The organism is Pseudomonas sp. Leaf434 (assembly GCF_001425545.1).
Lineage (GTDB): Bacteria > Pseudomonadota > Gammaproteobacteria > Pseudomonadales > Pseudomonadaceae > Aquipseudomonas > Aquipseudomonas siliginis.
Genome location: NZ_LMQZ01000001.1, coordinates 891,335 through 910,085, shown reverse-complemented (window position 1 = coordinate 910,085; position 18,751 = coordinate 891,335). Strand labels below are relative to the sequence as shown.

Genomic DNA, 18,751 nt, shown 5'->3' with positions numbered 1-18,751 from the left:
AGACCGGCGCCGTTCATCACCGCACCAGCCTCGTTTCGCAGTGTCCCCACACTGCCTTCAGCGCGCTCGCCACTCCCCCAAACGCCCCCGCAGACGGGCCGCGCACTGGCTGTGTAACTGGCTGACCCGCGATTCACTGACGCCAAGGACTTCACCGATTTCCTTGAGGTTCAGCTCTTCGTCGTAGTACAGCGCCAACACCAGTCGCTCACGCTCCGGCAAATTGGCAATCGCGTCCGCCAGCGCCGCCTGGAAGCGTTCATCTTCCAGATCGCGTGACGGCTCCATATGAGCACTGGCGCCATCCTCGTGCAGCCCTTCGTGTTCGCCGTCCTGCAAGAGGTCGTCGAAACTGAACAGGCGACTGCCCAAGGTGTCATTCAGAATCCCGTAGTAATCGTCGAGACTCAATTGGAGTTCGGCCGCAACCTCGTGATCTTTAGCGTCACGGCCGGTTTTAGCTTCAATCGAGCGAATCGCGTCGCTGACCATCCTGGTATTACGGTGAACCGAGCGTGGTGCCCAATCCCCTTTGCGCACTTCATCGAGCATCGCGCCGCGGATTCGAATGCCCGCGTACGTTTCGAAACTGGCGCCTTTGCTGGCGTCGTATTTGGTCGAGACTTCCAGCAAACCGATCATCCCGGCCTGGATCAGGTCTTCGACCTGCACGCTGGCCGGCAGGCGCGCCAGCAAGTGATAGGCAATGCGCTTGACCAGTGGCGCGTAACGCTCGATCAATTCGTATTGCGCGTCACGCGCCGACTTTTTGTAAAGATTCATGCCACTGGCGGTCATATCACAGGCCCTGCGGTTTGCTGCACGAGACGCTCGACGAAAAATTCCAGATGCCCGCGCGGGTTGGCGGGCAGCGGCCAGGTATCGACCTTCTGGGCGATGGCTTTGAAGGCCAGTGCGCACTTGGAACGGGGAAAGGCTTCGTAGACGGCGCGCTGCTTCTGCACTGCCTTGCGCACGCTTTCGTCGTATGGCACGGCGCCGACGTATTGTAGGGCGACGTCGAGGAAGCGATCCGTGACCTTGGTCAACTTGGCGAACAGGTTGCGCCCTTCTTGCGGGCTCTGCGCCATGTTGGCCAGCACGCGGAAGCGGTTCATGCCGTAGTCGCGGTTGAGCAACTTGATCAGCGCGTAAGCGTCGGTGATCGAAGTCGGCTCGTCGCAGACCACCAGCAACACCTCTTGCGCGGCACGAACGAAACTGACTACCGAGTCACCAATACCCGCAGCGGTGTCGATCACCAGCACGTCGAGATTGTCGCCGATGTCGCTGAACGCCTGGATCAGGCCGGCATGTTGCGCCGGGCTCAGGTGCACCATGCTCTGCGTGCCGGAGGCCGCCGGCACGATGCGAATCCCGCCCGGGCCTTGCAACAGCACGTCGCGCAGTTCGCAACGGCCTTCGATAACGTCGGCCAGTGTGCGCTTGGGTGTCAGCCCCAGCAGAACGTCGACGTTCGCCAGGCCCAGGTCGGCGTCCAGCAGCATGACCCGACGGCCAAGCTCTGCCAGCGCCAGCGACAAGTTCACTGACACGTTAGTCTTGCCGACGCCACCTTTGCCGCCGGTCACCGCGATCACCTGTACGGGATGCATGCTGCCCATGTTATTTCTTTACCTTGTCTTGCATAGACGGAGGCCACATTACTGGCTGCGCGTTCCTGATCGGAACAATGCGTGGCAGACCATCGATGTAGGTACAAAAACTGTTCATGATTACCTCAGCCAACCTGCTTGGTCGGGCTGTGATAGATATCAGCGAACATGTCAGCCATGGCTTCTTCGCTGGGTTCTTCCTGCATTTGCACGCTGACGGCGCGGCTGACCAATTGATGACGACGCGGCAGATGCAGATCATCCGGAATCCGTGGGCCATCGGTCAGGTACGCGACCGGCAATTCATGACTGATCGCCAGGCTCAACACTTCGCCGAGACTGGCCGTTTCATCCAGTTTAGTCAGGATGCAGCCGGCCAGCCCGCAACGCTTGTAACTGTGATAAGCGGCGGTTAGAACCTGTTTCTGGCTGGTGGTTGCCAGGACCAGATAATTTTTTGAGCGAATGCCACGCCCGGCCAGGCTCTCAAGCTGCATGCGCAACGCCGGATCACTGGCTTGCAGGCCGGCAGTATCGATCAAAACCACGCGTTTGCGTAGCAGTGGATCCAATGCCTGCACCAGCGACTGACCCGGATCGACGTGCGTTACCGGCACGTTGAGGATGCGCCCGAGGGTTTTCAATTGTTCCTGCGCGCCGATGCGGAAGCTGTCCATGCTCACCAGTGCAACGTTCTGCGCGCCGTACTTGAGCACGTAACGCGCGGCGAGCTTGGCCAGCGTCGTGGTCTTGCCCATGCCGGCGGGGCCGACCATGGCAATCACACCGCCCTCTTCCAGCGGCTCGACTTCCGGTACGGCAATCATCCGCGCCAGGTGCGCCAGCAGCATGCGCCAGGCCTGACGGGGTTCTTCGATATCGGTGATCATCGCCAACAGATCGCGCGACAGCGGGCCGGACAGGCCGATGCGCTGCAGACGGCGATACAGATTGGCCTGGGCCGGACGGCTGCCTTGCAGCTGATTCCAGGCCAGGGTGCCGAGCTGCACTTCCATCAGCTCGCGCAAGCTGTTCAATTCAAAACGCATCGAATCCAGTGCACGCGGATCGACACCCGCCGAGGCCTGCGCAGGCGCTGCGGCCGGGCGCGTCGGTGCGGCGTAGGTCGGCTCGCTCAGCGGTTCGGCAGCAGTCAGCGGCAGGCCTGCGGTCAACGGCAGCCCGGCGAACAACTGCTGATTGGTGTTGCCGTCGGCTTCGCCACGCAGGCTCAGCTCGGCCTGGGCGGTGACGATGCGCGACTGGGTCTTGCGCAGCTCGTCTTCGAGTTCCATGTTTGGAACCCGTGGCGCCAGCGCCGACAATTTGTAATCCAGAGCCGCCGTCAACTCGACGCCGCCGGCGATGCGGCGGTTGCCGATGATGGCGGCATCAGCGCCCAGCTCATCGCGAACCAGCTTCATGGCCTGACGCATATCGGCGGCGAAAAAACGCTTAACTTGCATAAACCACTACCTCAGCCGTTGGGCCCTACTGTCGCAACGATGGTCACTTGCTTGTTGTCCGGTACTTCCTGGTAGGCCAGTACATGCAGCCCTGGCACTGCGAGGCGGCCGAAACGCGAGAGCATCGCGCGAATCGGGCCTGCTACCAGCAGGATCACCGGTTGGCCTTGCATTTCCTGCCGCTGGGCCGCTTCGATCAACGAACGTTGCAGCTTCTCGGCCATGCTCGGCTCCAGCAGAACGCCCTCTTCCGAGCCTTGTCCTGCCTTCTGCAGACTATTGAGCAATATCTGTTCCAACCTTGGTTCCAATGTGATTACAGGCAGCTCGGACTCAGTGCCTACAATGCTTTGGACGATTGCACGGGATACGCCGACCCGCACAGCGGCGACCAGCGCGGCGGTATCTTGACTCTTCGCGGCGTTGTTCGCGATCGCTTCGGCGATGCTGCGAATGTCGCGCACCGGCACGTGCTCGGCGAGCAGCGCTTGCAGGACCTTGAGCAACTGCGACAGCGAAACCACGCCCGGCACCAGCTCTTCCGCCAGTTTCGGCGAGCTCTTGGCCAGCAATTGCATGAGTTGCTGCACTTCCTCGTGGCCGATCAGCTCACTGGAGTGCTTGTACAGAATCTGGTTCAAGTGCGTGGCGACCACGGTGCTGGCGTCAACCACGGTGTAGCCGAGCGATTGCGCCTGGGCGCGCTGGCTGATTTCGATCCACACCGCCTCCAGGCCGAAAGCCGGATCTTTGGCGTTGATCCCGTTGAGCGAGCCGTACACCTGGCCGGGGTTGATCGCCAGTTCGCGGTCCGGGTAGATCTCGGCCTCGGCGAGAATCACGCCCATCAGCGTCAGGCGGTAAGCGCTCGGCGCCAGATCGAGGTTGTCGCGGATGTGCACGGTCGGCATCAAAAAGCCCAGATCCTGCGAGAGCTTCTTGCGCACGCCCTTGATCCGCGCGAGCAATTGCCCACCCTGATTGCGGTCTACCAGCGGAATCAGGCGATAGCCGACTTCCAGGCCGATCATGTCGATCGGCGTCACGTCGTCCCAGCCCAGCTCTTTGGTTTCCATGGCGCGGGCTGGCGACGGCAGCAGTTCCTGCTGACGCTTGACCTCTTCCATCGCGACAACCTTGGCAACGTTCTGCTTTTTCCAGAACAGGTACGCGCCGCCCGCAGCCAGCGCGGCCATGCTCAGGAAGGAGAAGTGCGGCATGCCCGGCACCAGACCCATCACCGCCATCAAACCAGCGGCCACGGCCAGCGCTTTCGGCGAGGCGAACATCTGGCGGTTGATCTGCTTGCCCATGTCTTCCGAGCCGGAAGCACGGGTCACCATGATCGCCGCTGCTGTAGATAACAACAGTGATGGCAATTGCGCCACTAAACCGTCACCGATGGTCAGCAAGGCGTAAACCTTGCCCGCATCGCCGAAGCTCATGCCGTGCTGGAAGATACCCACGGCCATGCCGCCGATGAGGTTGATGAACAGAATCAGCAGGCCGGCGATGGCGTCACCACGGACGAACTTGCTGGCACCGTCCATCGAACCGTAGAACTCCGCCTCCTGGGCGACTTCCTGACGGCGCGACTTGGCTTGATTCTGGTCGATCAGGCCGGCGTTGAGGTCGGCGTCGATCGCCATTTGTTTGCCGGGCATCGCATCGAGGGTGAAGCGCGCGCTCACCTCGGAAATCCGCCCGGCACCCTTGGTCACCACGACGAAGTTGATGATCATGAGGATCGCGAAGACCACGATACCGACCACGTAGTTACCGCCGATCACCACCTCACCGAACGCCTGAATCACCTTACCAGCCGCGGCATGGCCGTCCTGACCGTGGAGCATTACCACCCGCGTCGAGGCCACGTTCAGCGCCAGTCGCAGCAACGTCGCCACCAGCAGAATCGTCGGGAACACGGCGAAATCCAGCGGCCGCAGCGCGTACACGCAGACCAGCAGGACGACGATGGACAGGGCAATGTTGAAGGTAAAGAAGACGTCGAGCAGGAACGGCGGTACCGGCAACATCATCATCGCCAGCATGACCAGCAGCAACAACGGCACGCCCAGATTGCCTCGACTGAGGTCGGCAACGTTGGTGCGTGCTGTATTGAATAACTGAGTGCGATCCACCGGTTTTCCCCGTTCCTTTAAAGCAAACTTTTGACGCCCCGAACGGGCGCAGGGCGGCTACTGCAAGAAGCTTTCCAACTTTTGCCGGGGAATGAAATAGAGCGGTTTTACTTGGGATTTATCGGCTGATTGGGCTGGCCCCTTCGCGAGCAGGCTCGCTCCCACAGTTTGACATGCATTCCCAATCGGACATTTGGAATACGGCCCCTGTGGGAGCGAGCCTGCTCGCGAAGAGGCCATCGAATGCGGCGCATTTTGTCGATTTAAACGAAGCTGTTTAAAAGACACCTCCAGACACGGTCTCAAGGCTACAAATCCTTGCGCCATTGCCTACAGCCAAGCCAGAATCCGCCGGCTTGTGCACCTGGGGGTCGGATTCTATTGTGGTCCGGTCGCTGACGAATCAGCGATCGGGTTTAGCGACCCGGATCTTGAATAGGTGCATCAGCGTTCCATGCTTTGTCGCGGGTTCAGTATCTGCGACTGCGCCATGGTGGCTGTATGTGGGAGACCTTCGGGTCTGCCGGGTGCCTATAACCGGTTCGCTAACCTGCGTACAGCCGCCACCTTACTGTTTAGCGACAGTGCCTGACGGCTCCACTTATATAGGAGCTTCACCATGATCAAACCCACACCCAACCCGCCCGAATCCGCCCCCACCTCCCCCTACGAATCCCTCGATTCAAAAAAACTCCACGAAGCCGCCGATCGCGCCCTCGATCACTACCTCTGCCCACCCCTACCCCACCGCCACGCAAAACCCGCCGGATGTACGCCGTCACTGCGGACTTCAAAAACGAGGAACTGCTGGCCGATGCCAGCGAAACACTCGCCTCAGCCAGAACCATCGCCCATGACTTCGCCCATCTCATACCGGCGTCGCAGCGCAGGACGCTGCTGGGGATTGCGCAACTGATCATGCTCGGGGAACTGGCGGTAAATCGGGTGCTGGATAATCTGGAGTTGCCTGGATGATGCGGTTCGGCTGAGTGATTCGAGTGAGAGAGCCGGCCTTTTGGCGAGCAAGCGCGCTCCCACATTTTGATCTTCTTGGATGCAAATCTTGCAGCGGCTGAAGATCCTGTCGAGTGCAGCTCGCGCGAGCTAGGCCTCTCGGCGGCGCAGGAGCGCCCACTCCTTCAGCGATACCATTGGTCGGAAAACCGTCCCCACCTGTCAGATCTGACAGGTGACGGGCGCCTCGTTCTGCGTTGTGATGAACCTTGCCTGCCATTGTTCCTGGAGAACAGAATGAGCGTTCAAGTCCATTCAACCGAAGCCAACGCTGCCCTGGCCTTGTATCCCGTGTACCCCCCGCAATGGATAACACCGGTGCTGCCTCCAGGTACTGCCGATGGTGGCCTTCCTCTCTCGGCATTCACTCCATCTGGGGTAGAACTTGTCATCGACCCCATAACCGGCTTGCGGAACTGGGTCATGGCGGCTTATGACGTCGTGACTATTTTTGTCAACGGAGTCAACACCGGCATCAGCAAAACCATCTATCCCGGTGAGGAGCAGGAACGCATTCTTTTGCGCGTGCCGGCGAGTTGGTTCACAAACGGTCTCAACGATGTCCGCTACAGAGTGACCCGAGCCAGCGGTAACGACGCTGACTCACCCACACTCAAGCTGCTCTACAACAACCCGGCGCCTACCGTCACCGTCAGCCATCCACCCAGCGTCGCACCGGGGCAGACGGCAGTCATCACGATCATCGTCGGTTACCCACGGCCTCACGACACGGTCACGCTCACCATAGGCACCTGGAGCATCACATTTGCCAACCCCACAAGCCCGATCAACCATACCCTGACGGCTGCCGAATTGCAGTTGATTGGCGACGGCACCCATTCGGTCTTCGCCAGGGTGCGCGATCAATTGACCAACAACAATGAGTCGGCGACGACCCCGATCACTATCACCGCCAATCAGAAGGTGTACAACTCGCCGATAATCGCTGAGGCCGTGGACGGCATGCTCGACGTGGCCGCACTGAGGGGCCAGGACGCCACGCTGCGAGCACGCAACTGGACGGGAATCCAGGTCGGTCAGCAGGTGTGGTTGAAGCTCACCGGCCAGAAACCTGACGGCTCGGCACACGTCCTGCAATTCTGGAATGGTGACACCCACAAGGTGAATGCGACCTGGGTCAGTCAGGGGTTCTGGGATAAACCGCTGCTCATAGCTTTTCTGAAAGAATTGAAAGAAGGATCGCTGTTGAAACTGGAATTCTGGGTATCGGAGGACAAGAGCAATGACTTCGCTAGCGCCACGCGGTTTCCGGATCAGGTGTATACCGTCATTGGCCTGCAACTTGACCTGCCACCCCCAACCTTGACCCCGCCCACTGTGCCGATTGACGTTTTGGCTAATCCGGATGGAGTGAAGCTTCAGATAACAGGTTTCGCAGCAGAGAAAGACGATAAAGCTCAATTCGTCCAGGTGAACGCGCCGGCCGGTGCGCCGCCGTTTCCGGTGGTGGATTTTGTTGGTGGGATTGCAGAGATTTCATTGAGCGCTGCGTTTCTGGCGGCTTGGCATGGCAAGGCGATTGAGTTGCGGTGGGATTTGATTCGTACCGGAGTTCCGGCTGGAGAATCACCAACAGTCAGGTTTGATGTCATGACAATCGCTGATGGAGACCCGCGTTTGCCGACACCCGTAATTCTCCAAGCAATTGGGCCGGACGGAGGAAAAGTACTTGATTTATCGACTTTTGATGGCGATGCGACTGTGACAGTCGATACCTGGACAGCCATGGCAAAGGGACAAAAGTTCTGGCTGCTTTGCGTAGGAAAAAAAGATGATGGATCGGACTACGAAATTTCGTTGGCTAATGGAATTGAAATTGAAATGCCAGGTAAATTGAGCAGAACGCTTTTGCGTTCGGAACTAGACCGCCTTGTTGATGGATCTCTTCGCGTGGACATTAGTGTTGGATTCAGCACCAACGGGGACAAAAACGAAGCTACTCTGTTCCCTAGTCTAAATGTAGGCCTCAAGGTACGTGCAAAACTCATCATAGATGATTCACCTTTAGAGTTGTCAGGCAGGACAGTGTCAATCGTGAATACCAGTGGTCAGTACATCGATAGATGGCGCCTTACGGGTGTTCATCCGTCTGGAGCCTCAGCAAATCGTCAAGCGTCAGGAGGAGTGGGTCAAATTACTTATCAATCGGATAATCCAAAAATCGCAAACGTCAATGACGTCGGGTTAATCTGGAGTGAAGGTAATGGCAGCACCACCATCAATGTAAGAGATAGCTCAGGCCAACATGCCTCAATTTCTGTTTCTGTAAGCAACGTCGAACAATGCATTGTCTCACCATCACTTATAGCTGATTCAAAGATTGATCAGTGGGTCAATGCGAATGGCCGTGCTGTAAAAACGTCAGACCTGGTTTTGTTCCGGACTAAATTTTTTGTGACTCAGTTCGCTGGCTATGGAATTCGCTCAGACGTTAGTTTGTATTGGGGGTTGTACAACGAAGGACAAGGGTGGAGAGAGCATGCTTATCATTCTAGCCCTGGACACACTGTCTTGTGTTTGCGGTAGTGAGTCGACGCTTCGCCTCATCAGAATTGAGAGAAAAGGGGACAGGAGTAAAGGGAACGGATTTATTTAACCAGTGATCTAGAACAGCGGGGCTTGAACTTGGTTGTTTTCCTGACCGGGATGACCCCTTAGCAAGCAGGCTCACTTTCGACGGTTGATCGCATTACAAGTGGAATCAAGTTTGCTCGCGAAGGCTGACTGGCAGGCAATAATCGCCCAAAAAAACCGCCGCTGCGCATCAATCGGGACGGCGGTTTTCTTTTCAGGTGTTTGGCGATGAGGGCAAACTGCCGGTCAATACCGAAGGATTTTCACTTTCCCATTTTTGGTCCTGGGCAATTCGAACTCGACTTCGCCGCCCACTTTGATCTTCGCCTGCAAGGCCTCAGCCAATGGAATGCTGAACCGGTACTCTTTGGCCGTCAGAAAAAAACCCGTGGCTTCGGCAAAGGACAGGCATCGTCCCGAGGGCTTCGGCGTGATGGTGCCTTTGCCGGTTTTTTCATCGTAGCTGCTGAAAATACCTTTCATGGTCGCGCTCCCTTGCACTCGCTCGACTGACCGCGCCAGTGCGCGGCAGCATCTTGCATCAAACTGCAAAATCACGACGAGCACACCTGTCAGAGTTGACAGTAAAGGGAGGCCTCAGACCAATGGCTGCGCAGCAGCATCAAGAATCCCGACGCAAATCCGGCATCTCAAGCAGCATGACATTCTTGGCCAAAGCGATTTCGCGGACTTTCAAGGCGATGAATTCGCTGCCCTTGCGCCAGCAGTCCGAGACGCTTCGTGTCTCATCCGGCGACGAAGCTCTAACCGTTTGTCTGAAACATGCATTTACCTGTCAGATATGACAGTGGCCAAAATTCACAGACGAGTATGTGATAGCGCTTCACCCATTTGCCTGCCTCTCAAGGGCCAGGAGCGCGTCATGGACACTGAATCAACCATCGACACCCAATCCGACGAGGTGATTGAAGTTTTGAAATTGGTCCCGGTATTCATACCCGGCTGGGTGACACCGGTGAAACCCTCCGGTCTTGCTCATGGCGGCGTTCCGAGACGCCTATTCACCACCCCACCGGAAAGCGTGCCGTGTGTGGTTGATCCGTGGACTGAACTACTAAATCGAGGCGTTGCACCACTGGCCGAGTACGATTCAGTCGCGTTGTTTATCAATGATGGATCGACACCCGTGGACAGCTACACTGTCAAGCCCGGCGAGGAAAATAAACGAGTCGTGCTGTACGCCCCGAAATCCAAGTTCGTAAACGGCATCAACACGCTACATTACGTTGTCGAACGGCTCGGCGGTAATAAAGAAAAATCTGAAATATTGTCGGTATTGTACCACCTGCACCCTCACGCCAATTTCAAGCTGATTATTCCTTCCGAGGTGATCGCCAATGGCATTACCCCTGAATTGGCACAAAACGGTGTCACGTTCGAAATGCGCTACACGACCAAAGAACCTTTCGATCAAGTGATATTGAAGCTAGGCAATGCGACGTTCACGTTGGACGTTACGGATCCCTCGGCACCAGTGAGCAAGACGCTGTATACAGCTGATTTTGAGAACTTTGTTGACGGCGAGATAAACGCCAACTTCGAGGTAACTGATCAATTGGGACAATTTGGCGAATCGCCGAACGAGACGGTGAACATTCGTCTGAAAGAGAAATTGCCGGCCCCGACGCTAACCAACGTATTGGACGCCAACAATAAAGAAGTGCCGGAGGGTGCCAGCACCACCAGCACCACATTGGTACTCAAGGGCACCGCCAGTAAAGGGAAGGAGATCGAAATTTTCGACGGTAGTGGTCCGAGCGCAGAGTCCAAGGGCAAAGTGACCGCCAGTCCAATTGACGGGTCATGGCAGCACACGATCACCGTCACCGTCGGCGGCCACCGCTTGTATGCTAAATCGCTGTACCACCCGACCTCGGTCTATTCCAACGTGCGACTGCTGACTGTGAGTATCCAACCACTTTCAGTGGACATGACGCTGATGGTGCTGGACGGAGTAATGGTTAGAAGTGGTTACTGCCCACACCTCAATGGTGTCGATGCGATTGGTAACACAAAGATTCGCGTGGCTATCGGGGGTCACCCGCCCTATACCTACAAGTCCTCAAGTCCCGCCGTCGCAGCAGTTGACGCAAGTGGCAAGGCGACGGGAATGGGCAACGGTGAGGCAAACATCATCATCACCGACCAGCAGGCTGGGGAGGTCCGCTATACAGTCAAGGTCTCAAACGTCTACTCCCTGGTGGTACACGGAGGCGGGGGTTGGACTTATCAGAGATACCTTCAATCACTGGCGCAAGGAGGTGCGGTGTACTTAACGCCGGAAATCCGTGCGGTCATGCAGCGTTGTTTCTCTCAGCCTTGGTTCGCATGGCGTGGAAGTCCACAGTACCCTCACCTGGACAGAGCCTGGACCGGCAACACCAATGGAGCCTCGGGGGAGGTTTACAACACCTATACCCGAAATTTCGAGTGGCTGGCGCAAACAGCCGACCCCGGTGCCGGGTTGAGTTTTTCGTTGAATTATCCGGGAGGAATGGGAGCGATGAGCAGTAGTGAAGAGGTGGTAGATGCCGCCGAAATGATAGGACCTTCAAGCAGCACCGACTAGTTGAAACTTGATGGGGTAAATAGGTGCACATCTTCGTAGCACTGAAAGTCCGCGCGCCCATCAAAAACGCCGCGGCATAAAAAAACGCCGTCCCGTTCAATCGGGACGGCGTTTTTTATTTTGTACAGTTCGGTCAAGAATCCCGACGCAAGTCCGGTGGAATCGGCAGATCATCCTTGAGCGGGTCCGGTCGCTTGCCCTTGCCCGCCTGGTGTTGGCGGATCTGGTAGACGTAGGCTAATACCTGCGCCACCGCCAGATACAGTCCACCGGGAATTTCCTGCTCAAGCTCAGTTGAGTAATAGATCGAGCGGGCCAGCGCAGGCGACTCGAGCAGCATGACGTTGTTGGCCACTGCGATTTCGCGGATTTTCAGGGCGATGAAGTCGCTGCCCTTGGCCAGCAGCACCGGTGCGCCGCCCTTCTCCGAGTCGTACTTGAGCGCGACCGCGTAGTGGGTCGGGTTGGTGATGACCACGTCGGCTTCGGGAATCGCCGCCATCATCCGTCGCTGGGACATTTCGCGCTGGGTCTGGCGAATGCGTTGCTTGACCTCGGGGCGGCCTTCCTGGTCCTTGTGTTCGTCGCGCACTTCCTGCTTGGTCATCTTGAGCTTCTTCATGCTCTCCCAGATCTGCACCGGCACGTCGACGGCGGCGATGATTATCAGACCGCAGGCCAGCCACAGCGTGCTCCAGCCCACCAGCAGGACGCTGTGAATGATCGCCATGTCCAGTGGTTCGTGGGCGATGCGCAGCAAGTCGTCGACGTCGGCGGACAATACCAACAGCGCCACGCCCAAGGTAATCAGAAACTTGGCCAGGGCCTTGAGCAGTTCGACCACAGCCTTGAACGAGAACATCCGTTTGAGGCCGGCGGCCGGGTTCATCCGGCTGAATTTGGGTGCCAGCGAACTTGCCGCGAACAGCCAGCCACCCAGGGAGATTGGCCCGATGATGGCGGCGAGCAACAGGGTTATCATCACCGGCTGAATCGCTAGCAAGGCGATCAGGCCCGACTCCAGCAAAAACCGGCCCATGGCGCCCTGATCCATGACCACTTCGCGGGACAGGGTGAAGTTCAGGCGCATCACGTCCATCATTTCTTGCGCAAGCATGCCGCCGAAAATCAGCAGCGCAGAGGCGCCGGCCATCATCACGGCGAGGGTGTTGAGCTCTTTGGAACGGGCGATTTCACCCTTCTCACGGGAGTCCTTTTTGCGCTTCTCCGTGGGGTCTTCCGTTTTGTCCTGACCGCTTTCGCTCTCTGCCATGACTCAGCGCGCCCGTGCCAGTTCGCGTAGCAACTGCAAGGCCTCGCTGGCCAGCGGTTGATACTGGTTGAGAATATCCGCAAGGCCGACCCAGACGATGAACAGGCCGAGCACCAGGGTCAGCGGAAAACCGATCGAGAAGATGTTCAGTTGCGGCGCGGCGCGGGTCATCACGCCGAAGGCGATGTTGACCACCAACAGTGCGGTGACGGCCGGCAACACCAGCAGCAATGCGGCGCCGAGGACCCAGCCGAGTTTGCCGGCCAGTTCCCAGTAATGCGCAACCATCAAACCGCCGCCGACCGGCAGCGTGGTGAAACTTTCAGTGAGGACTTCGAATACCACCAGATGGCCGTTCATCGACAGGAACAGCAACGTCACCAGCATAGTGAAGAACTGCCCGATCACCGCCACCGAAACGCCGTTGGTAGGGTCGATCATCGAGGCGAAGCCCATACCCATCTGGATCGCGACGATCTGTCCAGCCACGGCAAACGCCTGAAAGAACAGTTGCAGGGAAAAGCCGAGCACGGCGCCAACCAGAATCTGCTCGCCAATCAGCAACAGGCCGCTGAGATCCAGCGGGCTGACGGCGGGCATCGGCGGCAGCGCCGGGGTGATGACCACGGTGATCGCCACGGCGAAATACAGGCGCACGCGACGCGGAATCAGGGTGGTGCCGAACACCGGCATGACCATCAGCATCGACGCCACGCGAAACAGCGGCAACATGAACGACGCCACCCAGGTGCTGATCTGGGTGTCGGTCAGCTGAAGCAGCGATTGCATGGCTTAGCCGATGACCATCGGAATGTTTTTGTACAGCTGGATGATGTATTCCATGAACGTCTGCACGATCCACGGACCGCCGATGATCAGGGTCACCAGCATCACCAGAAGACGCGGCAGGAAGCTCAGGGTCTGTTCGTTGATCTGCGTGGCGGCCTGGAACATCGACACCAGCAGGCCGACCAGAAGGCTCGGCACCACCAGGATGGCGACCATCATGGTGGTCAGCCACAGGGCTTCACGAAAGATATCGACCGCGACTTCCGGCGTCATGGCGAAACACCTCCAAAACTGCTGGCCAGAGTACCGATGATCAGCGCCCAGCCATCGACCAGCACGAACAGCATGATCTTGAACGGCAACGAAATGATCAGCGGCGAGAGCATCATCATACCCATGGCCATCAGCACGCTCGCCACGACGAGGTCGATGATCAGGAACGGAATGAAGATCATGAAGCCGATCTGGAAGGCGGTTTTAAGCTCGGAAGTCACGAACGCCGGCACCAGAATGGTCAACGGCGCCTGATCCGGGCTGGCAATGTCGGTGCGCTTGGACAGGCGCATGAACAGCTCCAGATCGCTGGTGCGGGTCTGCGCGAGCATGAAGTCCTTGATCGGCACCTGAGCCTTTTCCACCGCTTGCTGGGCGGTGAGGGTTTCCGCCAGATACGGTTGCAGCGCGTCGTTGTTCACCCGGTCGAACACCGGCGCCATGATGAACAGCGTCAGGAACAGCGCCATGCCGGTGAGGATCTGGTTCGACGGCGTCTGTTGCAGGCCGAGGGCCTGACGCAGGATCGAGAAGACGATGATGATCCGCGTGAAGCTGGTCATCAGGATGACCGCCGCCGGAATAAAGCTCAGCGCGGTCATGATCAGCAGGATCTGCAGACTGACCGAATATTCCTGCGCGCCGTCGGCATTGGTGCCCAGCGTGATCGCCGGGATCGACAACGGATCGGCGGCGAACGCCAGCGGCGCGGCCAGCAACAGGACCAGCGTCAAGACGATGCGGAGCGCACCCATTACTTCGTATCCTTTTGGTCCTTGCCAAGAATCTTCAGCAGATGCTGAGCAAATTCCGGCGTCGCTTTTTCACTGGCGGTGGGGACTTCGACCGGCTCTTTGAGCACGTGCAGCGCGGTGATGGTGCCGGGGCTGAGGCCGAGCAGAATCTGCTCGTTGCCGACCTGCACCAGCATCAAGCGGTCACGCGGACCGAGCGCGCGTGAGCCGATCAGCTCGATTACCTGGCCCTTGCCCGCTGGCCCCGCCTGCTGCACGCGGCGCAACAGCCAGGCGAGGAAGAAGATCAAACCCAGCACCAGCAGCAAACCGAACACCAGTTGCGTCAACTGACCGGCCACGCCGCTATTGACCATTGGCGCGGTGGCGGCAGGCCCGGCAGTGGTTGCGCCCGGTTCGGCAGCCAGCACGCCCAACGGCCATGCCAGCAGCACCCAGAGAAACCTTTTCACTCAGCGCAGCTTCTTGATGCGTTCGCTTGGGCTGATCACGTCGGTCAGGCGGATGCCGAACTTCTCGTTGACCACCACTACTTCGCCGTGGGCGATCAAGGTGCCGTTGACCAGCACGTCGAGCGGCTCACCGGCCAGACGATCAAGCTCGATCACCGAACCCTGGTTGAGTTGCAGCAGGTTGCGGATGTTGATGTCGGTACTGCCGACTTCCATCGAGATCGACACCGGAATGTCGAGGATCACGTCCAGGTTCGGACCGTCGAGGGTCACCGGATCGTTGTTCTTCGGCACGCTGCCGAACTCTTCCATCGGCAGACGGTTGGAGCTGGAAGTGCCTGCGTCGGCAGCCAGCAGTGCATCGATGTCAGCCTGGCCGGCGTCACCGGTTTCTTCCAGGGCCGCAGCCCATTCATCGGCCAGTGCCTGGTCGTCCTGCGCGTTCATATCGTCGTTCATCATGTGTCCTCGGCGGGCAACAATTCGGTTAAATACGGGGGTGGAAAGCGCCGCCTCAGCGACGCTCGATCGGCTCGATCACCTGCAACGCGAGGTTGCCTTTGTGCGAGCCCATCTTGACCTTGAAGGCCGGCACGCCGTTGGCGCGCATGATCATGTCTTCCGGCATCTCGACCGGGATCACATCCCCCGGTTGCATGTGCAGGATGTCGCGCAGCTTCAACTGGCGGCGGGCCACGGTGGCGCCGATCGGCACGTCGACATCGAGCACGTCCTGGCGCAGGGCGTTGACCCAGCGCTCGTCCTGATCGTCGAGGTCGGACTGGAAACCGGCGTCGAGCATCTCGCGCACCGGCTCGATCATCGAGTACGGCATGGTCACGTGCAGATCGCCGCCACCGCCATCGAGTTCGATGTGGAAGGTGGAGACCACAATCGCTTCGCTCGGGCCGACGATGTTGGCCATGGCCGGGTTCACTTCCGAGTTGATGTACTCGAAATTGACTTCCATGATCGCCTGCCAGGCTTCTTTCAGATCGACGAAAGCCTGCTCGAGCACCATGCGCACTACGCGCAGTTCGGTCGGAGTGAATTCCCGCCCTTCGATCTTGGCGTGACGGCCGTCACCACCGAAGAAGTTGTCCACCAGCTTGAACACCAGTTTGGCGTCGAGGATGAACAGCGCGGTGCCGCGCAGCGGTTTGATCTTGACCAGGTTGAGGCTGGTCGGCACGTACAGCGAGTGCACGTATTCGCCGAACTTCATCACCTGCACGCCACCGACAGCCACGTCCGCCGAGCGGCGCAGCATGTTGAACATGCTGATGCGGGTGTAGCGGGCAAAGCGCTCGTTGATCATTTCCAGCGTCGGCATGCGTCCACGGACGATGCGATCCTGGCTGGTCAGGTCGTAGCTTTTGACACTGCCGGGTTCGGCAGCATTATCGGTCTGTACCAGACCATCATCGACGCCATGCAGCAGCGCATCGATTTCATCCTGGGACAGCAGATCCTGCACGGCCATGTCGTGTTCCTACTGCAGTACGAAATTAGTGAAAAGCAACTGTTCGATGACCACTTTGCCCAGTTCTTTCTGCGCCACTTCCTGGACGCTGGCGGTGGCCTTCTGGCGCAACATCTCCTGGCCGACCGGGGTCGCCAGTGTGGCGAAATCCTGACCGGAGAAGAGCATTACCAGGTTGTTGCGGATAACCGGCATGTGCACTTTGAGCGCGTCCAGATCGGCCTGATTACGCGCCAGCATGGTGATGCTCACCTGCATGTAGCGCTGACGGCCGTTCTGGTTGTAGTTGGCCACGAAGGCCGGCGCCATCGGCTCGAAAATCGCCGCCTGCTTGCCGACCGGCGCTGCTTCAGCGGCCTCGGCAGGCTTGCTCTGCGCGCCGTGCATGAAGAACCAGGTCGCCCCGACGGATGCACCAATGGCCACCAGCAACGCCAGCACGATCACGATGATCAGCTTGAGTTTGCCTTTGGTTGCGGGGTCTTTTACTGCTGCAGCTTCGCTCTTCGCCATGCCAATAATCCGTCACTAATCGGGGGTTTCACAGTCGCACGGCAAGGCAAGAGCAAGTGTTATGCCAGAAGTGTCGGAGGTCGAGAACGACGCTAAAGTCAAAAGCACCCTCACCCCAGCCCTCTCCCTGAGGGAGAGGGGGCCGACCGAGATGTAATGGGGCTGGACATCGACCTGCACAACCGAGGTGATTGCAAGTTCAGGGCGGGAATCAACAGGTCGCCTAATGTCGAACGGATTCAGCGATGCTCGTTCAGGTCGGCGTAGTTCTTCAAGATTCCCCAATCGGTCCCCTCTCCCTCTGGGAGAGGGCTAGGGTGAGGGGGCTCTTGATTTGCTCAGGCGTAATAGTCGACCGCGCTGCTGCCAATTACGCTGGTAGTCTGCGCCGCCACTTCAGCGACAGTAGCCGGTGCCAATTCCTCATCCGCCGAATCCAAGCGGCCACCCGCAGCGCTGGTCCGGCCACTCTGCCCCTGCTGCGCCTGTTCCTGACCTTGCTGCCCCTGCCAGCCACGGTTCTGGTCGGCGACGTTGACGTCCACCTGGCCCATGCCCTGCTGGTTGAACATGTCGCGCAGGCGGTGCATCTGGCTGTCGAGCGCTTCACGCACGCTCGGGTGCGCGCTCATGAAGGTGACCTGGGTCTGCTGATCGGGAACCATGTTCACGCGGATATCCAGACGCCCCAGCTCCGCCGGTTGCAACTGAATGTCGGCGGCCTTCAGGTTGACGCTGGACAGGTACATGACGCGGTTGACCACTTCTTCGGTCCAGCCACTCTGGTGCATGGCGATCGGCTGATTCACCGGCAGCGCATTGGCGGTTTTCGGCGTAGCGGCCTGGGTCAGTGCCGCCAGACGGTTGGCGAAGTCATCGACGCGGGTGTCGCTGGTAGCCGATTTCAGATCCTTCAGACCATCGTCGATCAGCCCGCTGAAAGCTTGTTCGCCGCCCTGACTGGTGCTGTCCTTGTCGGCCTGCACGTCGAGCATGCTGGCCATGCCGGCAGCAAAGTTCTGCGCGGCGGTCAATTCGCCGTCAGCCTGAGCTTGAGCAGGCGTGGCTTTCGGTTGCGCCTGACTGGCGGCGGAAATATGCCCGCCCTGCTCCATCGCCATGCGCACGGCCGGCATCGAGTCGAGCGGGTCGGCCGATGGATCGAAATCGCTGTCGGTGGCCGCCGGATCTTTGACCATGCCCGACACGACCGCCAGTGCAGGCGTTTCGGTTTCCGGCTGGGCTGGCGTGGTGACTGTTGGTGCTTGCACCACAGGCGCTGCCACCAAGGGCTGAACGACTTGCGCCAAGGCCGGATCAAGGGCCGGGTCTACAGGCGCGGCATCGGCCACAGGGGTTTGTACGGTTTCAGTGGTGTCATCGGCAGTCGCTGTCGCGTCGTCGCTCGACGCCTTGTCGGCAGGCAACGCTTTGCCGCTATCGGCAACTGCTGGCTCGGGCGCGGCAGACTGCTCTTTGCCGATATCCTTTTTGCCGCTGCTGTCCGCGACCTTATCGCGTGCCGGCTTGACTGAATTGTCAGCGCTCACGGCGGGCTTGGCCGGCGCCTGATCGGCAAACACTTTGGCGAAGCTGGAGGCCTTGTCCCCGGCGTCTGCGGCCATTGCCGACGATTTGGCAGAGGCGGCTTGCGCCTTGGCCTGAGCGGCGGTCTGAAGAAGAATGTTGGGGGTCGCAGGCATGACACGGTCTCCGCTGCACTGGGATCGTAGGTACAGTTGAGCAAGTTGACTGCAAGTGCCGGGCCAGTTTGGCCAGACACTTGCGAAA

At 58.8% G+C, this 18,751-nt stretch carries 16 protein-coding genes and 1 pseudogene; 3 read left to right on the top strand and 14 right to left on the bottom strand.

Annotated elements, in window-relative coordinates; genetic code table 11:
* Nucleotides 1-57: 57 nt before the first annotated feature.
* The 4 genes from fliA to flhA form a co-directional block, all read right to left on the bottom strand.
* On the bottom strand, nucleotides 58-798 hold the full coding sequence (gene fliA, locus ASG55_RS04030) for an RNA polymerase sigma factor FliA (protein ID WP_016771059.1): 741 nt from the start codon (nucleotides 796-798) through the stop codon (nucleotides 58-60).
* Nucleotides 795-1,625 carry a flagellar synthesis regulator FleN gene (gene fleN, locus ASG55_RS04025; protein ID WP_016771060.1) on the bottom strand — a complete coding sequence of 277 codons (831 nt, stop codon included), beginning with the start codon at nucleotides 1,623-1,625 and terminating at the stop codon, nucleotides 795-797. Before fleN ends, fliA begins: the two co-directional genes overlap by 4 nt.
* 116 nt (nucleotides 1,626-1,741) lie before the next feature.
* Complete coding sequence (gene flhF, locus ASG55_RS04020) at nucleotides 1,742-3,082, bottom strand: flagellar biosynthesis protein FlhF (RefSeq protein ID WP_024012117.1); 1,341 nt, start codon at nucleotides 3,080-3,082, stop codon at nucleotides 1,742-1,744.
* 11 nt (nucleotides 3,083-3,093) lie between these two features.
* Entirely contained in the window at nucleotides 3,094-5,223 is a 2,130-nt protein-coding gene (gene flhA, locus ASG55_RS04015; RefSeq protein ID WP_056783827.1) for a flagellar biosynthesis protein FlhA, read from the bottom strand.
* Between the two features lie 619 nt (nucleotides 5,224-5,842).
* Between flhA and ASG55_RS04010 the strand changes: the two are divergent.
* Together ASG55_RS04010 and ASG55_RS04005 are read left to right on the top strand one after the other, a co-directional pair.
* Nucleotides 5,843-6,198, top strand: a pseudogene (locus ASG55_RS04010) (DUF6124 family protein).
* A gap of 276 nt (nucleotides 6,199-6,474) precedes the next feature.
* Nucleotides 6,475-8,784 carry a hypothetical protein gene (locus ASG55_RS04005; RefSeq protein WP_056783824.1) on the top strand — a complete coding sequence of 770 codons (2,310 nt, stop codon included), beginning with the start codon at nucleotides 6,475-6,477 and terminating at the stop codon, nucleotides 8,782-8,784.
* Nucleotides 8,785-9,078: 294 nt separating this feature from the next.
* On the opposite strand, the gene ASG55_RS04000 is transcribed toward ASG55_RS04005, so the two are convergent.
* The gene (locus ASG55_RS04000) at nucleotides 9,079-9,315 is read right to left on the bottom strand and encodes a hypothetical protein (protein WP_056783821.1); all 237 of its coding nucleotides are present in this window, start codon (nucleotides 9,313-9,315) and stop codon (nucleotides 9,079-9,081) included.
* Between the two features lie 400 nt (nucleotides 9,316-9,715).
* Between ASG55_RS04000 and ASG55_RS03995 the strand changes: the two genes are divergently transcribed.
* Nucleotides 9,716-11,422, top strand: a complete 1,707-nt coding sequence (locus ASG55_RS03995; RefSeq protein ID WP_056783820.1) for a hypothetical protein — start codon at nucleotides 9,716-9,718, stop codon at nucleotides 11,420-11,422.
* A gap of 133 nt (nucleotides 11,423-11,555) precedes the next feature.
* Here the strand turns inward: ASG55_RS03995 and flhB are convergent, their stop codons facing one another.
* The 9 genes from flhB to ASG55_RS03950 all read right to left on the bottom strand — a co-directional run bounded on the left by flhB (nucleotide 11,556) and on the right by ASG55_RS03950 (nucleotide 18,663).
* On the bottom strand, nucleotides 11,556-12,695 hold the full coding sequence (gene flhB, locus ASG55_RS03990; RefSeq protein WP_016771065.1) for a flagellar biosynthesis protein FlhB: 1,140 nt from the start codon (nucleotides 12,693-12,695) through the stop codon (nucleotides 11,556-11,558).
* A 3-nt stretch (nucleotides 12,696-12,698) separates the two neighbouring features.
* The gene (gene fliR, locus ASG55_RS03985; protein ID WP_016771066.1) at nucleotides 12,699-13,484 is read right to left on the bottom strand and encodes a flagellar biosynthetic protein FliR; all 786 of its coding nucleotides are present in this window, start codon (nucleotides 13,482-13,484) and stop codon (nucleotides 12,699-12,701) included.
* 3 nt (nucleotides 13,485-13,487) lie between these two features.
* On the bottom strand, nucleotides 13,488-13,757 hold the full coding sequence (gene fliQ, locus ASG55_RS03980) for a flagellar biosynthesis protein FliQ (protein ID WP_016771067.1): 270 nt from the start codon (nucleotides 13,755-13,757) through the stop codon (nucleotides 13,488-13,490).
* Nucleotides 13,754-14,512: a flagellar type III secretion system pore protein FliP gene (fliP, locus tag ASG55_RS03975; RefSeq protein ID WP_016771068.1), complete on the bottom strand. Its 759-nt coding sequence runs from the start codon at nucleotides 14,510-14,512 to the stop codon at nucleotides 13,754-13,756. The genes fliQ and fliP overlap by 4 nt, the downstream gene beginning before the upstream one ends.
* Nucleotides 14,512-14,964: a flagellar biosynthetic protein FliO gene (gene fliO, locus ASG55_RS03970; protein ID WP_056783817.1), complete on the bottom strand. Its 453-nt coding sequence runs from the start codon at nucleotides 14,962-14,964 to the stop codon at nucleotides 14,512-14,514. The genes fliP and fliO overlap by 1 nt, the downstream gene beginning before the upstream one ends.
* Complete coding sequence (gene fliN, locus ASG55_RS03965) at nucleotides 14,965-15,423, bottom strand: flagellar motor switch protein FliN (protein ID WP_016771070.1); 459 nt, start codon at nucleotides 15,421-15,423, stop codon at nucleotides 14,965-14,967.
* Nucleotides 15,424-15,478: 55 nt separating this feature from the next.
* Nucleotides 15,479-16,447 (bottom strand): flagellar motor switch protein FliM, encoded by a 969-nt coding sequence (gene fliM, locus ASG55_RS03960; RefSeq protein WP_003222890.1) that lies wholly within the window; start codon nucleotides 16,445-16,447, stop codon nucleotides 15,479-15,481.
* Between the two features lie 9 nt (nucleotides 16,448-16,456).
* On the bottom strand, nucleotides 16,457-16,960 hold the full coding sequence (gene fliL / locus ASG55_RS03955) for a flagellar basal body-associated protein FliL (RefSeq protein ID WP_016771071.1): 504 nt from the start codon (nucleotides 16,958-16,960) through the stop codon (nucleotides 16,457-16,459).
* A gap of 338 nt (nucleotides 16,961-17,298) precedes the next feature.
* Entirely contained in the window at nucleotides 17,299-18,663 is a 1,365-nt protein-coding gene (locus tag ASG55_RS03950; protein WP_056783814.1) for a flagellar hook-length control protein FliK, read from the bottom strand.
* Nucleotides 18,664-18,751 lie beyond the last annotated feature (88 nt).